This window comes from Paenibacillus mesophilus, assembly GCF_005938385.1.
GTDB classification, from domain to species: domain Bacteria; phylum Bacillota; class Bacilli; order Paenibacillales; family NBRC-103111; genus Paenibacillus_AB; species Paenibacillus_AB mesophilus.
Map to the genome: position 1 here is coordinate 52,617 of NZ_VCRA01000006.1, position 18,213 is coordinate 70,829.

28 protein-coding genes are annotated in these 18,213 nt (G+C 53.0%); all 28 read right to left on the reverse strand.

Translation table 11 applies throughout. The features are described from left to right. Positions 1-47: 47 nt before the first annotated feature. The 28 genes from FE783_RS12770 to FE783_RS37540 all read right to left on the reverse strand — a co-directional run bounded on the left by FE783_RS12770 (position 48) and on the right by FE783_RS37540 (position 18,211). Positions 48-530 (reverse strand): sigma factor-like helix-turn-helix DNA-binding protein, encoded by a 483-nt coding sequence (locus FE783_RS12770; protein ID WP_158301769.1) that lies wholly within the window; start codon positions 528-530, stop codon positions 48-50. A gap of 22 nt (positions 531-552) precedes the next feature. Further along, positions 553-711 carry a hypothetical protein gene (locus tag FE783_RS37520; RefSeq protein WP_158301770.1) on the reverse strand — a complete coding sequence of 53 codons (159 nt, stop codon included), beginning with the start codon at positions 709-711 and terminating at the stop codon, positions 553-555. A gap of 31 nt (positions 712-742) precedes the next feature. Further along, positions 743-919, reverse strand: coding sequence for a hypothetical protein (locus FE783_RS37965; RefSeq protein ID WP_202916178.1), 177 nt, complete (start codon positions 917-919; stop codon positions 743-745). Next, a complete protein-coding gene (locus FE783_RS37525) occupies positions 916-1,077 on the reverse strand; it encodes a hypothetical protein (RefSeq protein ID WP_158301771.1) in 162 nt (53 codons plus the stop codon). The genes FE783_RS37965 and FE783_RS37525 overlap by 4 nt, the downstream gene beginning before the upstream one ends. Then, complete coding sequence (locus FE783_RS12775; RefSeq protein WP_138879757.1) at positions 1,074-1,355, reverse strand: hypothetical protein; 282 nt, start codon at positions 1,353-1,355, stop codon at positions 1,074-1,076. Before FE783_RS12775 ends, FE783_RS37525 begins: the two co-directional genes overlap by 4 nt. Further along, positions 1,355-2,263 carry a DUF5131 family protein gene (locus tag FE783_RS12780; RefSeq protein WP_138879758.1) on the reverse strand — a complete coding sequence of 303 codons (909 nt, stop codon included), beginning with the start codon at positions 2,261-2,263 and terminating at the stop codon, positions 1,355-1,357. The genes FE783_RS12775 and FE783_RS12780 overlap by 1 nt, the downstream gene beginning before the upstream one ends. A 207-nt stretch (positions 2,264-2,470) precedes the next feature. Beyond that, positions 2,471-2,635 (reverse strand): hypothetical protein, encoded by a 165-nt coding sequence (locus tag FE783_RS37530; protein WP_158301772.1) that lies wholly within the window; start codon positions 2,633-2,635, stop codon positions 2,471-2,473. 515 nt (positions 2,636-3,150) lie between these two features. Continuing rightward, positions 3,151-3,462: a hypothetical protein gene (locus FE783_RS12785; RefSeq protein ID WP_138879759.1), complete on the reverse strand. Its 312-nt coding sequence runs from the start codon at positions 3,460-3,462 to the stop codon at positions 3,151-3,153. A gap of 13 nt (positions 3,463-3,475) precedes the next feature. Further along, complete coding sequence (locus tag FE783_RS12790) at positions 3,476-5,485, reverse strand: DNA cytosine methyltransferase (RefSeq protein WP_138879760.1); 2,010 nt, start codon at positions 5,483-5,485, stop codon at positions 3,476-3,478. After that, the gene (locus FE783_RS12795) at positions 5,482-5,973 is read right to left on the reverse strand and encodes a hypothetical protein (RefSeq protein WP_138879761.1); all 492 of its coding nucleotides are present in this window, start codon (positions 5,971-5,973) and stop codon (positions 5,482-5,484) included. Before FE783_RS12795 ends, FE783_RS12790 begins: the two co-directional genes overlap by 4 nt. Before the next feature lie 53 nt (positions 5,974-6,026). Further along, positions 6,027-6,629: a putative metallopeptidase gene (locus tag FE783_RS12800; protein ID WP_238403031.1), complete on the reverse strand. Its 603-nt coding sequence runs from the start codon at positions 6,627-6,629 to the stop codon at positions 6,027-6,029. Position 6,630: 1 nt separating this feature from the next. After that, on the reverse strand, positions 6,631-7,173 hold the full coding sequence (locus tag FE783_RS12805; RefSeq protein WP_138879762.1) for a Holliday junction resolvase RecU: 543 nt from the start codon (positions 7,171-7,173) through the stop codon (positions 6,631-6,633). 13 nt (positions 7,174-7,186) lie between these two features. After that, complete coding sequence (dnaB, locus tag FE783_RS12810; protein ID WP_420799735.1) at positions 7,187-8,620, reverse strand: replicative DNA helicase; 1,434 nt, start codon at positions 8,618-8,620, stop codon at positions 7,187-7,189. Continuing rightward, positions 8,617-8,961, reverse strand: a complete 345-nt coding sequence (locus tag FE783_RS12815; RefSeq protein ID WP_138879763.1) for a replicative helicase loader/inhibitor — start codon at positions 8,959-8,961, stop codon at positions 8,617-8,619. The genes dnaB and FE783_RS12815 overlap by 4 nt, the downstream gene beginning before the upstream one ends. Continuing rightward, positions 8,948-9,934: a replication protein gene (locus tag FE783_RS12820; protein WP_138879764.1), complete on the reverse strand. Its 987-nt coding sequence runs from the start codon at positions 9,932-9,934 to the stop codon at positions 8,948-8,950. The genes FE783_RS12815 and FE783_RS12820 overlap by 14 nt, the downstream gene beginning before the upstream one ends. Positions 9,935-9,947: 13 nt before the next feature. Continuing rightward, a complete protein-coding gene (locus tag FE783_RS38970; RefSeq protein ID WP_420799736.1) occupies positions 9,948-10,109 on the reverse strand; it encodes a DUF6906 family protein in 162 nt (53 codons plus the stop codon). Positions 10,110-10,301: 192 nt separating this feature from the next. Further along, positions 10,302-12,146, reverse strand: a complete 1,845-nt coding sequence (locus FE783_RS12825) for an ATP-dependent helicase (protein ID WP_138879765.1) — start codon at positions 12,144-12,146, stop codon at positions 10,302-10,304. Continuing rightward, positions 12,133-14,301 carry an AAA family ATPase gene (locus tag FE783_RS12830; protein WP_138879766.1) on the reverse strand — a complete coding sequence of 723 codons (2,169 nt, stop codon included), beginning with the start codon at positions 14,299-14,301 and terminating at the stop codon, positions 12,133-12,135. Before FE783_RS12830 ends, FE783_RS12825 begins: the two co-directional genes overlap by 14 nt. Then, entirely contained in the window at positions 14,298-15,266 is a 969-nt protein-coding gene (locus FE783_RS12835; protein WP_138879767.1) for a hypothetical protein, read from the reverse strand. The genes FE783_RS12830 and FE783_RS12835 overlap by 4 nt, the downstream gene beginning before the upstream one ends. 32 nt (positions 15,267-15,298) lie before the next feature. Beyond that, complete coding sequence (locus FE783_RS12840; RefSeq protein ID WP_138879768.1) at positions 15,299-15,715, reverse strand: hypothetical protein; 417 nt, start codon at positions 15,713-15,715, stop codon at positions 15,299-15,301. A gap of 106 nt (positions 15,716-15,821) precedes the next feature. Then, on the reverse strand, positions 15,822-16,034 hold the full coding sequence (locus tag FE783_RS12845) for a hypothetical protein (RefSeq protein WP_138879769.1): 213 nt from the start codon (positions 16,032-16,034) through the stop codon (positions 15,822-15,824). A gap of 174 nt (positions 16,035-16,208) precedes the next feature. After that, positions 16,209-16,493: an AbrB/MazE/SpoVT family DNA-binding domain-containing protein gene (locus tag FE783_RS12850; protein ID WP_138879770.1), complete on the reverse strand. Its 285-nt coding sequence runs from the start codon at positions 16,491-16,493 to the stop codon at positions 16,209-16,211. Further along, positions 16,494-16,790, reverse strand: coding sequence for a hypothetical protein (locus FE783_RS12855; protein ID WP_138879771.1), 297 nt, complete (start codon positions 16,788-16,790; stop codon positions 16,494-16,496). A gap of 13 nt (positions 16,791-16,803) precedes the next feature. Further along, positions 16,804-17,310 carry an XRE family transcriptional regulator gene (locus FE783_RS12860; protein ID WP_138879772.1) on the reverse strand — a complete coding sequence of 169 codons (507 nt, stop codon included), beginning with the start codon at positions 17,308-17,310 and terminating at the stop codon, positions 16,804-16,806. Positions 17,311-17,422: 112 nt separating this feature from the next. Further along, a complete protein-coding gene (locus tag FE783_RS12865) occupies positions 17,423-17,677 on the reverse strand; it encodes a hypothetical protein (protein WP_138879773.1) in 255 nt (84 codons plus the stop codon). Between the two features lie 3 nt (positions 17,678-17,680). Continuing rightward, the gene (locus FE783_RS12870; RefSeq protein WP_138879774.1) at positions 17,681-17,911 is read right to left on the reverse strand and encodes a hypothetical protein; all 231 of its coding nucleotides are present in this window, start codon (positions 17,909-17,911) and stop codon (positions 17,681-17,683) included. An 11-nt stretch (positions 17,912-17,922) separates the two neighbouring features. Beyond that, the gene (locus FE783_RS37535; protein ID WP_158301773.1) at positions 17,923-18,060 is read right to left on the reverse strand and encodes a hypothetical protein; all 138 of its coding nucleotides are present in this window, start codon (positions 18,058-18,060) and stop codon (positions 17,923-17,925) included. 4 nt (positions 18,061-18,064) lie between these two features. Then, the gene (locus tag FE783_RS37540) at positions 18,065-18,211 is read right to left on the reverse strand and encodes a hypothetical protein (RefSeq protein WP_158301774.1); all 147 of its coding nucleotides are present in this window, start codon (positions 18,209-18,211) and stop codon (positions 18,065-18,067) included. Positions 18,212-18,213 lie beyond the last annotated feature (2 nt).

Sequence of the window (18,213 nt, forward strand, 5' to 3'; positions counted from 1 at the left end):
ACTGGAGTTAGTGGAGAGTCCTAATTTATGTGTCCAAATAAAAAGAGCTATTCCAGAGGGAATAGCTCCATTTGTACGGGCTTCGATATAAACTTTTTGATCTTTTTTTGCGCACGGTCCAAGTATTCGTGAACAGAATCGCGGCTGATGCCCAGCCGGTCGGCAATCTCATACTCCGACCATAATCCGGCATAATGCATTTCATAACAGGCCCGTTCACGTCCGGACAGGATATTCAGCACTTGTATAATCCGGTTATAGTCGTTCACGACCAGCCGCCGCGGCGGAGGGGGGACCGGCTGTCGATCCAGCACCTCGAATGAACACAAGACCTCGCGCTGATAAGCTGCGTAGCGTTCGATACCCCGTCGGTTGCCCGGACGTCTCCCCGTCTGGAGCCACTCGATTGCATAGTCACAATCGCCGATCATGCTACTGAGCAAGCCCCGATCCGAGGCGTCCGTATTAAGAGTGCGGAGCGCTCGCAGCATCTTCTTTGTCTGTTGGTACCCTTCAAGTAAGTCCTGCATGTATCGCTCCGCCCCTCGTTGATTAATCTTGTGCAGCAATGGCGTCGAATTGACCGGCCTCCACATCTTGCTTCAGGTTTTGCAGCACTTTCCTGACGTTCTCGTCCTTTATCAACTGAGCGCAGAGATCCAAATGCTCGAGCAGCTGCGCCTTATCAACTTGCGTGTTCGTTTCCGGCATGCCCACACCTCTATAGAATATTTTTGGAATATTATCCGTCGTATTTACCAAGTAGATTGACCGCTTCGCCTTGCGGCTTATTGACGATTGTCAGAGGCGCGAACAACAGTTTGACCGTCGTTTCGAGTATTTGATGCTGCTCCGCTGTAAGAGCTACGGGGTACAAAATTCCGTCCTTGCAGTAAAACAATACAGGTTGATCTTTCATGCTCGCCCCTCCTGATTTGCTTCAACCAGTTTGTGTCCTGCGGTGCCTGCGATCCCCAACCCGTACCGAGCTTGCGACTTTGAAAATTCATCAGCAGATAGTTCCAGAATGTTCTGTAATGCTGCTTTCATGCGCTGGAATTCCTCGTCTTTGGTCAAGATTGCTCCCCCTCCTTGATAGCCCGGAACGGCCCGATGTCCTCGCCGTGGCTCCTCTTGTACTGCGTTCGATCCTTGTCCCAACAACGCCGGCACATCTTTTCTCCGCTCGCCGTATCGAAAGAATGCGGGCGGCATACCTCCTGAACCTTATCGTTGCACCAGTCGCATATCGTAAGCTGCTTCATCCATTCGTCCGGTGCGGTCTCCTGCATTCGAACAACAGCGCCGTTTCCATCACGGGCAACCCATATCAGCTCTCGCGTCCATTTCGCCATTATGTCCGCACCTCCGGGAATTCGTTCCATTCGCGGCCATCCAGCAGGCGACCGGCAGCTACTTTCCCAATTTTGCAAAGTGCCGTGTCCGGGTCGAAATTGAACCACGGTTTCCCTTTAATGCCTCGTTCGTTGCATCGAAGTTCATGAACTGGCGCCCATTCTCCAAACTGTTTGAAGAAGAAGGGCACGCCGGCCGCCTGACACTGATCGCGCAAGCTTCGAGCCCAATCCGGATGCATCGGCCGGGCGCCGGGGCCTTTTTCCCCGCCGACGATGATCCAATCAATCCGATTCCACCACGGAACCACTACCTCACCGAGCAATGGCTCGCAGCTCAGGAATCGGACCGCCGCCGGCGTCTCGATCAGCAGCGGAATCCGATCGTCCGCCGCCTTCTGAATCTCGACGCTGACGCCTAGCCATACGTTCGGGAGGGGCCATTGAAAGTCGTAATCTTCGTCCTTCAAATCGAGTCTTCCGAATCCACTGATTCGGTAACTCGTGCCATGCGCTGATGTCTCGATATCATTTTTCCTGCTTGAGTGGTTCAGATATTGCGCCATTCGCTCCGGCCGTTTCGTGAGAATTTGGAACGTGTGCTGCGGACAAAGCGCCATGACCGCGAAAACTTGGTCAATAAAGTCGTCCTGTACGTCCGGATGGAATAGGTCCGACATGCTGTTCACGAATATGCGCCGCGGCCGACGCCACCGCAGCGGCTGGTCGAGTTTATCCGGCCGGAGCGTGACGTCGAACCCTTTTTCAAAGTAATGCCCTGGTGTACCTCGGAAGCGTTCAGCTAGCGTAAGTGCGTAGCAATTCCGGCAGCCTTCCGATACCTTTGAGCAGCCGGTAACTGGGTTCCATGTGGCATCGGACCATTCAATTTTTGTTTTATCGCTCATGCCCGCATTCCTCCGTTCATCTTGCTTTATCCTTCCAACATTTGTGTATCGAAAGAAAACGATAATTCTGATAAACTTGACCCAATCGGGGTTCATTCCGTACTGTGCAAAAGCTGTTGCGCTGCCCGCGCTTGAATCAGCTGGAGAAAATAATGACGATAAGAGCCATCCGATCAAGGAAGGGAGCTGCAGCTCCCTTTTTGCTTTCTATGCTTGTTCCGTACCTTCCCCGCTCGCAATAATCCCCAGTTCCACCGAAACGTGTGTAATCTTCTCCATAGCCGCACGTACCGTCTCGTCCTTCATCGATGCGACCAGCAGCATGCCGGCTGCTGTATCAAGATCCGAAATCAAATCATCCATTTTGCTCATCCTGCTCACCTCGCCTTCCGCCTATAATATTTCTGCCGAGCATCCTTCCGCCGTGACCGGAAATTCCTGATCTGGCGGGCAAACTCGGCTTCGATCCGATCAATCTCAATTCGATCAGTCCGATGGGGATATTCGCCGCTCCAATCACCCACAACGAGCGATGTATGTCCATATGACCAGTTGCGCGAGTATTCGCAGTGCCGGCATCGTTCGTCCGTTTCGACGCACCCATACCCGGCGGGGCCATCCTCGGACCAACTGCGGAAACGAAGTTCTCGTCCGCACAGCGGGCAGCATTCCCCGCGAACATACTCGTCGCATAACCACCAAAAATCCTTCGGGTCCATGACCTTCTTCAACTGTCGCAGCCTGACGTTCATCTCGAACACCTCAATCACGTAAGATCACGTATCAAAATGGGGGGGCTGGTTACGCAAGTATGGTAGTGACCAGCCGGGAGCGTCGGGAGGACGTGCAAGCAGTTGCCGGTCAAGATCATGATGATTCCACCATCCTCAAAATAATTCCATCTGCCCGAGCTCCAAATCTTTGAGCTGTACGAGATTCGGCGCCTGCTCCCAAACGTCGCCCCCGTACCCCCGAAATTCGTACTCTCGACGAACCATATTTTCGTAAATCGTATAATTGTGGAGCCGCCCTTCCACCCGGCAGACACAACTTCCCTTGTAATACTTGTTCACGGCCACTAGTTCTATATCGTGGCCGCTTCTTGAAATGATTTCTTGCAGTTGGTTTGCATGCTCGGCAATCTGTACTTTGCTGGCGAGTACGGCATGTTGCGAACCACCATAGAAAAACTCGCTCAAACAGACTTCCCCCTTAATGCAGCACAGCAGCCCGCTGCTCGTCTTCCTCCGGTGCAACCCACACCGGCTGATAGCTCATCCGGAACGTGATACCCTGCCTGCTGCAGATCAGCGCCGCGCCGATCTCCTCGATCCAGCCTTTGGCCGATGGCGGCGGAACGAGATTGCCGATGTACTCTCGGGCCTTTTTGTCGGATTTGACTCCAACCAGTTCGAACGGCCGCCCGTCCCGCATGTACTGTGGCATTCCCTGGAGCATGGCGAGCTCGAAGGTCGTCAGCGCCCGGTGACGTGTGCCGTCCAGCGAGATGATGATCCAGACGCCTCGTTCGTAATCATCTGGGGCGCGCGGATCTGCGATGGCCGAAGCTCCCGAGTGGACGTCTCCGCCGGTCACAGTAGGAGCCGCAGCGTCCCACTTCATAACCCCGTAAGTGCCGTTACGCGGCGAGCAGGTGACGCGTGGATCAGCGATGCTGCAGGCCGATTGCATAACTCGTTCCGTCGCCCGGATCGTTTTGGCCGGCTCGTTCCATTGCTGCACGCCGTAGCAGTCCGGATAAAGCTCCGTTTTCACGCGTGGATCGCTGACCGACAGCGCGCCCGTCTGGATGTCAGTCTGGCCGATGATCGTGCTCGCCGGCGTCTCCCAGTCGCTGACCTTGTACGTTCCCGGGTATTTTCCGGCCCATTTGTTGACTCGCGGATCTGAAATTACGGGGGCTCCGCTACTTGGGCCGCCGCCACTTGTAACAGTGCGCCCGGCCTTGTCCCACTCGCTGACCTTGTACGTGTCGTGATACGGGCTGCCTTCAATCCTCGGGTCATTAATTGCAATCCCACCACTACCGAGCCGCGAACCGGTCACAACAGGCGCCGGCTCGTCGATCCGCGATATGCGGTAGGCGTTTCCCTGCTTGTTGACGTCGTGATGGATGCGCGGATCAGCGATACATGCGGCACCGTTATTCGGACCGACAGCTCCCGTTATCGAAGGGCCTATTTCGTCGAAACGATACAACCGGTATATATTACCGTGGGTCTCAGGCTTATAACCGGTTCTCGGGTCCGATATTGCCGTCGCGCTATTGCTTCGACCCGGATCGGCTGCTCCGGTGATCGCCCGGGAAGGTTTGTCCCACTCCTCGACGCCGTAAGCCCCGTTCCGCGGCTCGTGCTGTACCCGAAGTTTCCACCAATCAAGGTCCTCCAGCGCCCGCCAGTCCTTTCCGGCCGGGATCGTTGCAAGCCGGAGAGCAACGAGCCATGAGAGCATCGGTTCCCGGTGATGCCGCCCCCCGGCCGCAATATCTCCCGGCATTGGCAGCGGTCCGATCACGTCCCCGATCGTTTTAAGCGGCAGCTTCGCCGGCTCCAATATCTCAGCCGGGCATTTATCCGGATGACGGGCGATGAGAATGTACCGTTTCCGCCGAGCACCGAGCCCGCCGATTTCCCCGCAGCAGAAGACGCTTTCTGACAGCAGGTACCCCGCATCGACCATCATTTTTTTCAGCCGGTCGAGAACGTCCTTCCCCCGCGTCTGGATGCCCGGTACGTTTTCCATGAGCATGACCGGAATCGGGTCATGCTCGAACGCTTTCAAAGTCAGCTCGGTTTCCCGGAGCGCCAGTTGGTTGAGCGCTTGGTATTTCTTCGATTTGGATTTCTTCCCGCCCAGCAGTCCGGTGAAGCCCTTACACGGCGCACTGCGGAAGCTGAAATCCGGCGTTTTGTAGTTACAGGCCCGCCATATGTCGTCCGGCGTCAGCTCGCGCCAATCTTCCGGCGGCTCATGGCCGTGCCAATCGATGTATTGTTGCCGGGAAAAGAAGTCGAACTGATAGCACGGCGCACCGGTAAATACCTCGAAATTGCGGCAGGCGTCCGGGTCGACGTCCATCCCGCATACAACCTCGACCTGACCCGTTACCCCGAAAGCTTCGGGGCGGGCCATTAATGCCCCGATGGCGCCGCCTCCGAGCCCGCAGAATGGAAAGATTGCCGTTATTTTTTCGCTCATCCTGTCTGCTCCTTTACCTTCGGCAGCTGATCCAAATGCTGCTGGTTGTAATGGGCAAAAAACGTTTTGACATATCCAACGACATCGCGCCCACCGGGGTGAAGGTCCGCCAATTCCGAATATATGAGCCCCACAAAAGACTGAAATAGTTGGAAAAGTTCCACTGCCGCGCGCCCACGATCCATGCTTGCTGACTCAATTTCCGTAGCGAAGCGATCGGCCACCCCTACGACTCCGACATGTTGATGAATCGGGTGATCGCCCGGCAGGACAGGAACACGAATGAATACATACCCTTTATTCCGTTCCCGTTCTTCTTCCAGCATGCGGACTCTGCTGCGCAGGTTGTCAACTACATCATTGGAAACCCGAATTTCAGACTTTAGCCGGTCATTCTCATTCTCGAGCTCGGAGATCCGGCGCTCGGCTTGATCAGCCTCCGTCACTTCGCCCCGATCTTTAAGAGCAATTGCCTTCACGTCCCCCATACTGCACCCTCCCTGTCACGTATTACTTATCCAACGCCCCCCGATATCCCCGCTTACGCGGCGTCCCCGCCTTTTCCGTCGCCGTTCTTCTTCAGGGAGACAACGCCCCCGCGATCAACAGAATAAGGCGTTCTTGCCGGCTCCCCAGATTCTTCGCTTTCCTGCTCTTCCTCAATGTCCTCGATCGTCATCTGGTAGTCAGCTGATCGGACGGCGGCGGCGAATCGTTCAATACCCGTTTCCCATAGACCGTGTCGGGAGATAATTTCGGAGAACTCTTCCACATCGTGATCGCGAATGCCCCAATTATCCGGATCATTAACGTCGCACCACTTCGGCTCTTGCTTCTGGGTTTCCGGGTTGTATTCCAGCGTCTTTTCTCGCGTGAAATGGCAAAGCTCGTGATCGACAAGCGCCCGCCGCTGATCATCGGAGTAAACCTTCCATGCATGCTTGTCGATAAAGATGAACAGCATATGCCCGGTTGTATATCGCTCGAACGCTGTGCACTTCTTGGCCTTTCCCGCCCAGTCGTTATTTCCGTCCTTGAAGTAAAAGCCGATTAGGCCCTCGTTGTAGGCCTCTTCCAGGTGAGGATGATGATTAATAATAATGTTTGCCGCAACGCTTCTGACCTCGTGCGCTCTATCGAACATGTTATGCAACCTCCAGATTCCAAATTTTATTGACGACGGCAAGATAATCGAGCGGTACTCGGCCGGCTTCTACCCGGTAGGCATCAACATCAAGGGAAGTAATCGGAACACTCTGGGAGCCCCGCCCCCCTTTTGCCTTGCGCAGCAAATAGGAATTGAGCGTTACGAATGGAACCAGGAACGTGATCCGATGCTTTTCGAAATCGATAAGCAAAAAGCTGATTGCTCCATGTCTATGGGCTTTTGCCAGATAAGCGATCTGATGATCTTCGATGTTCTTTAGATCGAATCGGTCGAGCGACTTCACTGACTTTGCTTCGAACACGATTGATTTTCCCCCGAGGTATATCCCGTCATAATCAACAGTTGACGGTTTAGAGAAAAAGCCGGTAACCTTTCCACCCGGTCCTCTCCCTGTCACCTTGATCGGTGTCGGACGCTTATTGATGACTGCAATATCCTTTTGCTCGTACATCTCGTTGGTGCGATCGATTAGCGTCTCAAATGACATCCCGCGGTTAGCGAAATTGACATTCCTCTGCATGTCTCTCCCTCCCCTAATTGGCCCAGCGCCGATTATCACGCTTTTTGAAATTCTGCTGATCCTGCGGCGGCTTCGGCTTTGGTTGCTCCGAATGACTGCGATCGAGATTCACGAATTTGTTGAAGTTTTTCTGGAACACAAGCTCCACCGTTCCTGTCTGGCCGTTCCGCTGCTTGGCAATGTTGATTTCGATAATATTTTTCTTTTCGGTCTCTCTATCGTAGTAATCGTCACGGTACAGAAACGCTATGATGTCGGCGTCTTGTTCGATCGATCCCGACTCCCGCAGGTCCGACATCATCGGCCGCTTTTCTTGCCGTTGCTCGACAGCCCGGCTGAGCTGCGATAGCGCGATGACAGGCACGTCCAGTTCGCGGGCAATCTGCTTCAGCGTCCGAGATATTTCCGATACTTCCTGCTGCCGATTCTCGCCGGCCTTGCCCCGGCCTTGGATGAGCTGCAAATAGTCGATCAAGATGAGGCCCAGCCCCTTCTCTTTCTTCAGCCGGCGGCATTTTGCCCGGATCTCGTGAACCGTAATCGAAGGAGAGTCGTCGATGAAAATATTGGCTTCGGATAATTTGCTGATGGCTGTCGTCATTCGCTCCCAGTCTCCTGGCTCGAAGTATCCAGTCCGCATCCGTGTCGCGTCGACATCAGCCTCCGCGCATATCATCCGCTGAACGAGCTGCCCGGCGCCCATCTCGAGACTGAAAATAGCGACTGTCTCTTTCGCTCGCACGCCGACATTCTGGGCGATATTCAGTGCGAACGCGGTCTTCCCTACGGATGGACGAGCGGCGACGATAATCAAATCAGATTTCTGGAAGCCGGACGTCATCCGGTCTAAATCGGGGAAGCCGGACGGTACCCCGTTTATGCCGCGGTAAGTGTCCCGGTTTGAATAGCGGTCCTCTACCTGCTCGTAGACGGTTATCAAGACATTGCGCATAGTCGCGAATTCCTGCGCCGGCGCGGCCAAGTCTGCAAGTTTTGTCGCCGCCGTTTGCAGTCCGGAAATAACGATTCTTGGGTCTCCCGTTGACGCCGCCTGCCGCATGACAGCCATGCCGGCTTCGATCCCTTTTCGGAGCAGATACTTTTCGTAAACAGTGCCTACGTAAGCATCGACGTTGGCCGCCGTCGGGACGCTGTTTGCCAAATCAGACAGATACTGCATGCCGCCGATAAAATCCAATTCTTCCTCGTCACTCAAACGGCTGCTGAGCGTGATCAGGTCGATCGGCTCCTCTTCGTCGTATAGAGCGGCCATTCGGCTATAAATGCGGGCGTGCTTCCTGTCATGAAATGCTTCACCCTGCAGCTTGGCGCGCACAATCTCGATAGCCGTGCCCGTGGTGTCTAGCAGGATCGCTCCAAGAATGGCCTGTTCCGCCGGAAGATCACACGGTATCGGCATCCCCAGGAACTCATCCAAATTTGTCACCCGGTCTCACCTCGCAATATAGCCATCACTTTATCCCGATTTCCGGCCGGAGGAGGCGCCGCATTCTCACGCCAATGTTCGATCTGGGCAAGATACGTTTCCGTTTCTTCGCGTTGTCGCTGCCGATCCAACTGCTCGCCGAGCCGGCCGCGGATGTCGGCAATTCCTGGGGGAAACCTGCTATTTGTCGCGATATGTTGTTCGACGTTCTTCATCGCGGTATTAAAGGGGATGTCATACAGATATTTCAGATGACGCTCAATGCTTTCGTCACTGACATCAAAGTGCCTATACTCTTCCTTGATCTCTGCAAGAAGATCGATGACGTCAGCTTTGTCCACGCTGCCTCTCCTCCCTCGCTTTGCGCCGTAGATCTTCCAACTCACTTTGCTGTTTGGTCCGGCGCTGCGGTACTTCCCGCTGTTCCGGCGGATCTTTCGACTTAGGAGATTCCGGTCCGCCGCGTTTGCGGTAGCCAATCAGTACACCTTGGACATACGCCAAGTTCCTCTTATCTTCGGATTGTCTGAAGGTTTCGCGCATCGCTTTGATCATCCATTCCCCGCCGTAGTCGTCGAATAGAACTCCGAGTTCTTGGGCTTCGAATTCCCGAATCTCCCCATTCTTCGTGAAATTGTTCTGATAGGCTTGAAAGATTCGAGAGAATGGATATTCCTCCGGCGCGATTTCCGTCGTTGTTGTTGTTGTAGTTCTTTTTTTAATAATTGCTTTAATAATTGTTTTAGAAGTCCGAAATGCCGCGCTAGGATTGAAGAAATGACGCATTAAGCTTCCCTTTTTGGGAAGTTTTCGCTTCCCGATTCGGGAAGTTTTCGCTTCCCTTTTTGGGAAGTTAGTTCCCCTTTCAGGAAGTTTTTCACCTTCCCGATTAGGGAAGGAACTTCCCTTTTTGGGAAGTTTTTTGGATAGATTCGGCGACTCGTTTTCGATGTTGAAGCTGATCAGATTGTTCAGTAATTTCGGGTCAAAATCTTCATTCACATCGATATCCCACTGGTCATAATGCTTGTTGATTTGGAAGACATTCATGCTACCTTCCCAAAAGATGACATTCTTCATAACCAGCGTTTGGAGCTCTTTCCGAATGTGATTGTACTTGACTCCGCACAAGGCAAAATCTTTCAGTTTGGGGATGATCGCCGATGTTTTCCCACAGCCCCACGACAGGGTAAGGATAAAGTCGATGATGTTCCTTTGCCGTTGTGTAAACTTTCTCCGAATTATTTCCCTATGTATTTGATGGTTGATTCTTATATGAGGCCCATCAGGCTGCGGGCTTACAGCGGACTCCACCGGCGCTCACCTCCTATGCCGAAATGATCTGCTTATTCCTTTGATCGTTCTTATGCACAATCACGAGTTTGCCGACAAGCACCTTTGATACAAGCCAATCGTTAGGGTCCTTACCTGCTGATCCGATTGCGATCTTCTGCCGAAGGGTTGGGCGTTTCCCGTTTTTCAACGCCATTCAATCCTTTCCTAATGGTTTTACAGATGACACAGCCATTCGCAAGGGATACAGGCTCCAAATGCGGGAACCATTTCAGGTAATCCTTAACCTGATCCCGGAAAGCCTCCCGATCCACATCTTTCAGCTCCCACAGCTCGCGCCTAAGCGGCACGATTGTTCGCACATTATCGACTTCAACAAGGTGGCTGCTCATGCCGTCACACTATCGCGGCATTCGGTCAGGAACCGGCTAGGAGCCGCAGAAACCAACTCACCATTCCAGTTCTCAACTTGCTCAGCACGAGTAAGGAAGAGCCGTTCCTTGGCCCGAGTGACGGCAACGTACATCAGCCGGCGCTCTTCCTCCATGTCCACGGTCCGTTTCGACGGAAACACGTCTTCATTCAGGCCAGCCACAAAAACCGTATCGAATTCCAACCCTTTGGAAGCGTGGACAGTCATCAGTTTCACAGCATCCTGCTCCTCGACGAGTTTCTCCTGAATGTCGCGGTACTTCAGCCATTTCAGGAAATTCGAAGCGCTGGCGTCCTCTCCCAGCTGCTTCTTCGAACGCTCCCATGCTTCCATGGCACCGATGGCCCGCTCGACATCAGCCATCCGGTTGGTCAGGCCGTGCCGAGCGTAATAGGCGTCTATTCCCAGCGTCTCGATCAGGTAGCGCATCCAGTCAGAAGCTAAATAGACTTGCCTATCGCGAACAAGCCGATCCAATTCAAGCATGAGATTGATAAACGCCCCGCACCCAACGTCCGACGATGCTTCTGACTGAATGATTTCGAATAGCTCCTTATCCCTCTCCAACGCCTGAAACTCTATCGTCTGCATCTGCAGATCGGTCAAATAGGCTCGCGGAAACCGGAGTGCTTTCTTCAAATTGACCTTATCCCGTGGGTTGAACATGATCTGCAGCCAGGAGATCATCGACTTTACGTCTCCCCGTTTGTAAACATCATCGCCACCTGCAACCCGCTGAGTAGGCACCTCCCATGTTCCGAGTTGACGTTGAAGAAAATCGATGTGAGAGTTTGTCCGGGCCAAAATAGCGATAGATTTTAGAGGCGCCTCCAACTGCATCGAATCTTGAATAATGGAAAATATGAAAGCAGCTTCAGACATTGGATTGATCAATGATGCCCGCTGAACATCGTTACCCTGCTTATGAGCAATCAGCGTCTTCTCGGTTTGCTTCTCGTTGTGGCTAATCAACTTATTGGCCGCCGCGACGATCGGCTCAGTCGATCGATAATTGTCCTCGAGCTTCACGACCTCGCAGGACGGGTACTCCTTGGGAAAGTCGATAATATATCCGACCTTGGCGCCGCGCCAGCCGTATATCGCCTGAAAATCATCCCCGACGACAAATAGATTACGAGGAGCAAGCATGCGGAACATGTTCATCTGCTCGTCGTTCGTGTCTTGGAACTCGTCCACGAAAACGTGGCTATACATGCGGCGGTAATACTCAAGCGCTTCGGTATGCTCACTCCAAAGAGTGTTAACGTGATAGATAAGCTTGTCCAGATCAACCGCGTTGTTCTGCCGCAAACGGTAGGAGTACTCCCTTATGACCCTTTCTTCTTCAGGATGCCCGCGGCTGCCATCAGCACAATTGAATCGGTCCAGCACCTTCTTCAAGGATATTTTGCAGCCGAATTCGGTCATGATTTGAACCAAAATAGCCTCCCGGTCCTCTTGGTCGAATATCGAAAACTGCTTGTCCACGCCGATCAGGTGCCCCCACTCATTCAGCACCATAACCGCGAAGGCGTGGAAAGTATTACAGAAAAGTTTTTTCCCTTCTTGCTCGCCGATCAACTTGATGACCCGTTCCTTCATCTCTTTGCCGGCAAGTCGGGTAAAGGTCAGGGCCAGCATGTTGCTGGTCCCGACCCGATGATTGATGTGTAGGTTGGCAACCCGTCTTGTCAAAACAGTCGTCTTCCCCGATCCGGCGCCCGCCAATGTGAGAATAACCTCGGAATCCGATACAGAGGCACGAAGCTGGGCCGTGTTCAACCCGTCAAGCAGATGCATCGAAGGGCTCCTCCTCTGCAAACTGATCCGACTTGGCCGGCCCCAGATCGGTCACCAGCCACCCATCTGCTCGGAACTCGTATTCAATTGCTCCGGAAAGAACAATGTTATCGACGCGATCTTCGAGCCGGGAAATGCCGTCCAACAGCAGCTGGAAGTTCTTCGAGTCGCAATCGTTGATGTTGTCGATGACCAGTAGCTTCAATTTTGGCTGAGCCCGGTCGATGATCGTCATCATCATGGCCGCGAAGTAAAGCGCCTGCTGCCCGCGGCTCAAAACATCGAAATTTACTTGGTGTCCACGATCATTAATCCAGCCAAACTGGAAGACTTCTTTGCCGGTATCGCTTTCTGTTTGGAAAAACGGTTCGTTCATGATCCCCATGAATTGCAAGTTCTGCTGAATGTCCGATTTCAGAGGCCCGATGATCTCCTTGACTAGTTCGCCTTGGATTCCCTTCGGCCCCAGCTGCTCCAGTAACGATTTGAACGCGATCGCCTTATACTCGGCTTTCCGATTGTCCAGCATCGATTGCTGCATCAAGAGAATCGTTTGCTTTGCCTTCTCTTTCTCCTGAATCTTTTGCTTGAGCTCGTCGATCTGCGCTTGCACCCCAGCTGATTGGATTTGGAGCATCTGAACGTCTTCGATTTTATCCGCCGGTTCATTTACAAGCCGATTAAGTTCGTCTTCCAGAAGCTTCAGCTCGTTTTCACGTCGCTGAGCTGCCGTTCGGCGATCGGCTACTTCCTTATCAATGTCACCGACACGCTTCCGAATCTCGCTGTTTTTCTTACTGACTTCCTGGGCCTTAGAAAGAATGTTCTCTCGTTCCAACTCCGCAGACTTTACCTGCTCATCCAGTGTGGCAATCTCGGTCTGAACCTGCTTAAGCTCTTCCTGCAGCGTAGCGATCGCTTTGTCCGCCTCGGTCTTCTTCTTCGAGACAAATTCATCAAGTCCGGTAAAGTCCTTGTTACAACTGATCATATGATGAATGATGCAGCGTCCGCCGAGCTCCCCTACAGTGTCCAGAGATTCGGCCAAAGTCTTAACGGTACTTGATATGCTTACTACCTGATGGCGCAAGCCTTGATGCTTCTCGTCAAGGACCGCGCGCTGCGATCGTGCCGCCGAAATCTTATCTTTGAGTGGAGCCATGAGGACTTGAACATCCAGTTCTTCGAGAACCTGCTGTTCAAGGTCAGCGCGCTCCTTCTCCAATCCCGCCGTATCGGTAACAACCGGCTGCGCCTTCAATTGAGCAATATTCCCGCGCAATTCGCCGATCCGCTGAACTCGCTTGCCAACAATTTCTTTCTTGGCAGTCGATCCCGAAATCAGCTTTTCAACTCTGATCAATTGCTGCTGCAGCGAGTCAAGCTCGTTTTTCGAATCGGAAATGTTCCGGTCCGTCTCATCCATCTCGTTCTTCATGTCGGCGATTTGCCGAACGGCTCCCTGCGCATCCTTCTTCTTGCTGTCCCAGATCGTCCGCTGCGCGGTTGCCCAATCCAACATGGCTTGCAAGCCCTCGCTTACTCCAAAGCCGTCCGGATACTCCTGCAACGCTTCCTCAATAATGTCCTGTGTTGCTTGATACTGCTCCGGATTGTTCTCCCGGACCTCTTCAAGCAGCATGCTTTCCCGGAGCCATTCTTCGATTTTGGCCTTGCTCCAGCCGTCTGTCGTGATCGGGCTTAAGCTGTAGAAAAAGTCACGACGCTTGGCATCCGAAAGCGACAAGAACTCGTTAAAATCAAGCGCGACCGGAAAGCTGCCAATTTCGGAAAGGATGCGGGCCTTTTTATCCGTATCCTTTTTCTCGCCCCTTCCTGGTGAGACCGCAAGCGATTGATTGATCTCGACCTTCACCTTGCCGGTTTTGTCTCTGCTTTCATTTTTGGTAAAGGTCCGTGTGAACTGAAAAGCATCAGTCTTGAGCCCGACCACCATGGCATCCCCGGTTGCCAACTTGAATGTATCCTGAGCTGTTTTTCCGTTTCCGGGGGCATATCCCTCGATCGCAATGCCAAGGGTTTGGACCCGGGTTGTTTTCCCGGATCCGTTTGGACCTATGATCAGCGTCTTCTTTCCGAACTCCTGCGTACCGGTTTGACCCTTGACGTTGGTGAACGATATGGATTTGATCAAAACCGCTCTCCTCCTTCAAAGCCGTTCGATTGACTGCTCGACGCCGGCCCTCCGGCATGAATGACTTCGGCTTCTGCGTTTCCAGCTCGTTCCTCGTCGTCAGCCTCTGCAACAAAATCGGCTTCCGTAGCCTCGGCAGTCATGCTGATCGTCTCAGCCTTTTTGCCGTTAACGACTATGTCTTCCCCGCGCTCAGCCTGCTCGGCCACAGCCATCAGCTGCTCTTTCGAAAATTCATGAACGTATCCGATGACCTGCACTTTCGTTACACGCTGCTTCTCCGGTCCTTGGCAATCTACGTAGGCCGCATGAGAAAGCGCCGGGTGCTTCGACATCGCAAGCCGCTCGCAGATGGACTGTGCATTCCGCTCGGCGAACTGCTTTTTATTAATGAAGGTCTCGACCGCCTTCAAGATCTCTTTATGGGTAAAATCCGCCCAGACGCCGAATGTCCCGTCGATTTTCAGGAATACCCCCGTCTGCTTCTCCTTCTCCGTCAGCATCTGCTCCATGCAGACTTTGCCGGAGCCTTGATTAAACTGGACCTTCTTCATAACGTCTTGAATGAAATACATGCGGATGTCGTACAGCAGCGTTGCCGAGGTTATAACCAAATTCCCAATCGGGGAATAGCCGATCGCGATCTTCTTGCACCATACTTTGGTGATCGTGTGGCTTTCTTCGTCGATGATGGGATAAGGATTTACCACGATATCCCCGTTCGGCAGCTGGAGCGTGGCAGGAGTGATGATGGAAAGGCCGGCGATCTGGTTCAGTGTGTTGAATCCCTTCGATGTCGTCATGGCCTTGCCTTGGATCACCGCGAATTCACCGTGCGATTCCTTAAGCGTCGGCGCCCCCTTCACGCTGCGGATCAGCCCGCCCGGCGTACGGCGAACGAAAACTTGATCGTCGCCCAAGATTGCAATATTTTGCTTCTCAACGAGTTCCAACCGGCGCTCCATGCTCAAATCTTCTTGTTTAACTACCAACAAAATCAGTCCTTTCGATTGGGATAAACAGTATTGAGGGTTGTCTGCAAATGATGGACAACGAATTTCATATCGTCAGGCTTCAAGCGGTAATCATTAACCATCCTGTCGAATACTCGAGAGGAGACGTCCAGCAACGAAGCGAGCTTGACAGGATGATATTCGATGAATTGCGGCATTTCCGGTGCGTCCGAGACTATGACTTCCGGCATCGGCAACGCCTTAACCGTAAACACCCCATCGATTGCGTTCCGCAAATCAAGCGCTGCAGCCGGCTCAAGCTTCAGGTTCGGCATGTCCTCATGAAATGGAAACGACATATCCATGAGAGCCAGGGGCGCCAAAGGATGAGGATTGAGTCGAAGAACGATGCATTCCTCTGAATCCCAAAGATAATTCTTAAATTTCACGGTCTGGATCACGTGCATTCTCCATTCGCTATTGATTTTTCAAGGAACAGCATGGTACTATGGCCGTAAGATGTTTTGCTAAGGGACCCGCTGCTACGGGTCTTTTTCTGTTTTCGGGCTACACACGCGGCGGCCAATTCCATTGCCCCGGCCCCTCGCCTTGCTTTACGTCATGATTGAAGTACATCCCCTCAGGATTCAACACGCACAAATGGACCGTATTCGCATCGACAACCGCCGTAACAATTGCGGCACTCGGCTCGCTTTTGTGTACGCCATCGGCCGATCCTCGTCGCTGGTAATGCACAATTCTTCCTACGCTCGGAATCATGGATTTCCTCCTTCCTATGTATTGAAGAAGCAAGGCGGTCAGCGCGCGTGAAACGGTTTCCGCTGACTAATCTCTCCGTTCGCGTTCCCTTGCTGCGGTATCCCGCGACCATCCCGGCCGTAGCCGGTAGGTTTCGGCCCGATCCGCTTCGGGCCCATGGCGCTGTCGCGCTCGTCAGGCGGTTTGATTCGACTTTTTCATAAGCTGATAGCCCGCTGCCGCGGCCAGCTCGGCGATCGCCGCTTTGCTGACCATCTTGCCGTTATAGTGGATCAGATCATCCATGCTCCCCGAGAAGATGCAGGCCGGCTCGTATTTCTTGAGCATGATGCGCTCACCGTCCACGTAGATTTCCAGCGCATCCTTCTCACCGATCCCTAGCGTCCGACGCAACTCCATCGGAATAACGACCCGGCCCAACTCGTCAACCCTGCGTACAATACCTGTCGATTTCATCATCTATTTGACCTCCAATTTTTGTTTTACCGAACGCTCGTTCTGTGCTACAATAAACAAGAGATTTCTTAAACGGTTTCTCAACGACGTCCGGCCTGCCCGCCGGGCGTTTTTCATTTCCTCATTTGCTAGGCGCTCCATTTCCTCTTTTGCGAGACGCTCCATCTCTTCCAAATACCTGATTCCCTGCAGCAGCTTGTCCGGCTTCATAATTTCTGGATTCCGCCGGATTTGCTTCAAATTATGCCTTGCATTTCTACGAGCCCTACGCGCTTCCGCTACCAATCGCTTGATTGACATCCCCAACAACCTCCTATTTCAAATATTTGCTTGCCCGCAGCTTGCTGCGGTGCTCCTTCCACATCGTCATCCAGGAAAAGCAGTATTCCTTGCACAAAATTGCGACTTGATGAGTAAGGGCCGTGATCGCTTCGATGCATTCGATGATTGCCGTCTTGATCTTGGCGAGCTCCTTCTCGTCCATCTGGTCCCGGCGCTTCGTGATCGGCGCGGCAGCGAGCGCTTCCCGCGCCTCCTCGACCTCTTCGATCGTCTTCAAATGTACGTTCGCTCGATGCAGATCGGCGTTGTTCAGCCATGGGACCCAAGCCCCGCCAGTCGCTTCGTTTGCCGCGGCGATATATAATTCCGGCTCGTTGTAATGCTGACTCGTGCTTCGCATGACGTCCTCCGGCACCCGCCGGGTCCCGCGTATGTATTTGCTGATTGAAGAGTGGCTTACCTTCGCCACTTGCGCCGGTCCTTCACGTGTCTCGCCGCGCTCATCAATCACTTTTTCGAGGGTTTGTCCAAAATTCATAGTCCTGTTCACCTCCTTGTCCGAATATTGGGAAGCGTTTGGACACGAGGCTGATGTATGCTGTTGTTGTGATAAAACTTCCTCGAAATGCCACTCCATCACTTGCCCCGCATTATTTCTCCTGACCGCCCGCCGCCACGTCCCCGGCTGCGGGCGCCCCTTCTACTAACTGAAGTAGCTTGTTGAATTTCTCCTCCAGAACATACGAAGACAGAACGCAATGCTCTTTATAGAACCCCAATGCTTCGCGGATTCTTTCAATTTTGCGCGAGTCGCTTATGCCGAGTCGCTGATTACGTTCCGCGCTTACGATTTCTTCGAGGATGCCCCCGTAAAGGCACGTCACAACCCCTAATGGGATTTCCATTCCTCACGCTCCCTTCCGCTTCCGCAGCCACTTCTGGCCGTCTTTGATCAGCAGATCGATCGTCCCTTCGCTGGCTTCCTCCGGGTGCTTGCAGTACCAGAAAGGCCCGCCATCATGCATATGTAGGGCGCTTTCCGCTGCCTTCTGCCAGTCCATGCCCCGACAAACCACTAACGCACAAATCTTCGCGATGCATGCTTTCCGATGGTCCTGACTGCGCCATTTAAAAGGCATGGCCATCACCCCTACATCAGGATGTAAAGCATTTTGTGCCCTTTATCGATCGTCTTCACCAGTTCCCAACCGCCCACGGCCAAAAGCTCGTTTGCTCTGCGGAAATCGGTTGTCTCCTCGATCTGGCGGATATTCGTGAGATCGGTCATTGCATCAGGCTCCTTTCTCGGAGGATTTAGCAAAAGCAATCATATCTTCCTTAGCCTTGTTGGCTGCTTCCAGCCCTTCGACAATTGCCCGTACGAGGGCCGGATTATCCTTGGTGATTCGGACGACGTGTTTCTTTGCCGGCTTGTTCAAGC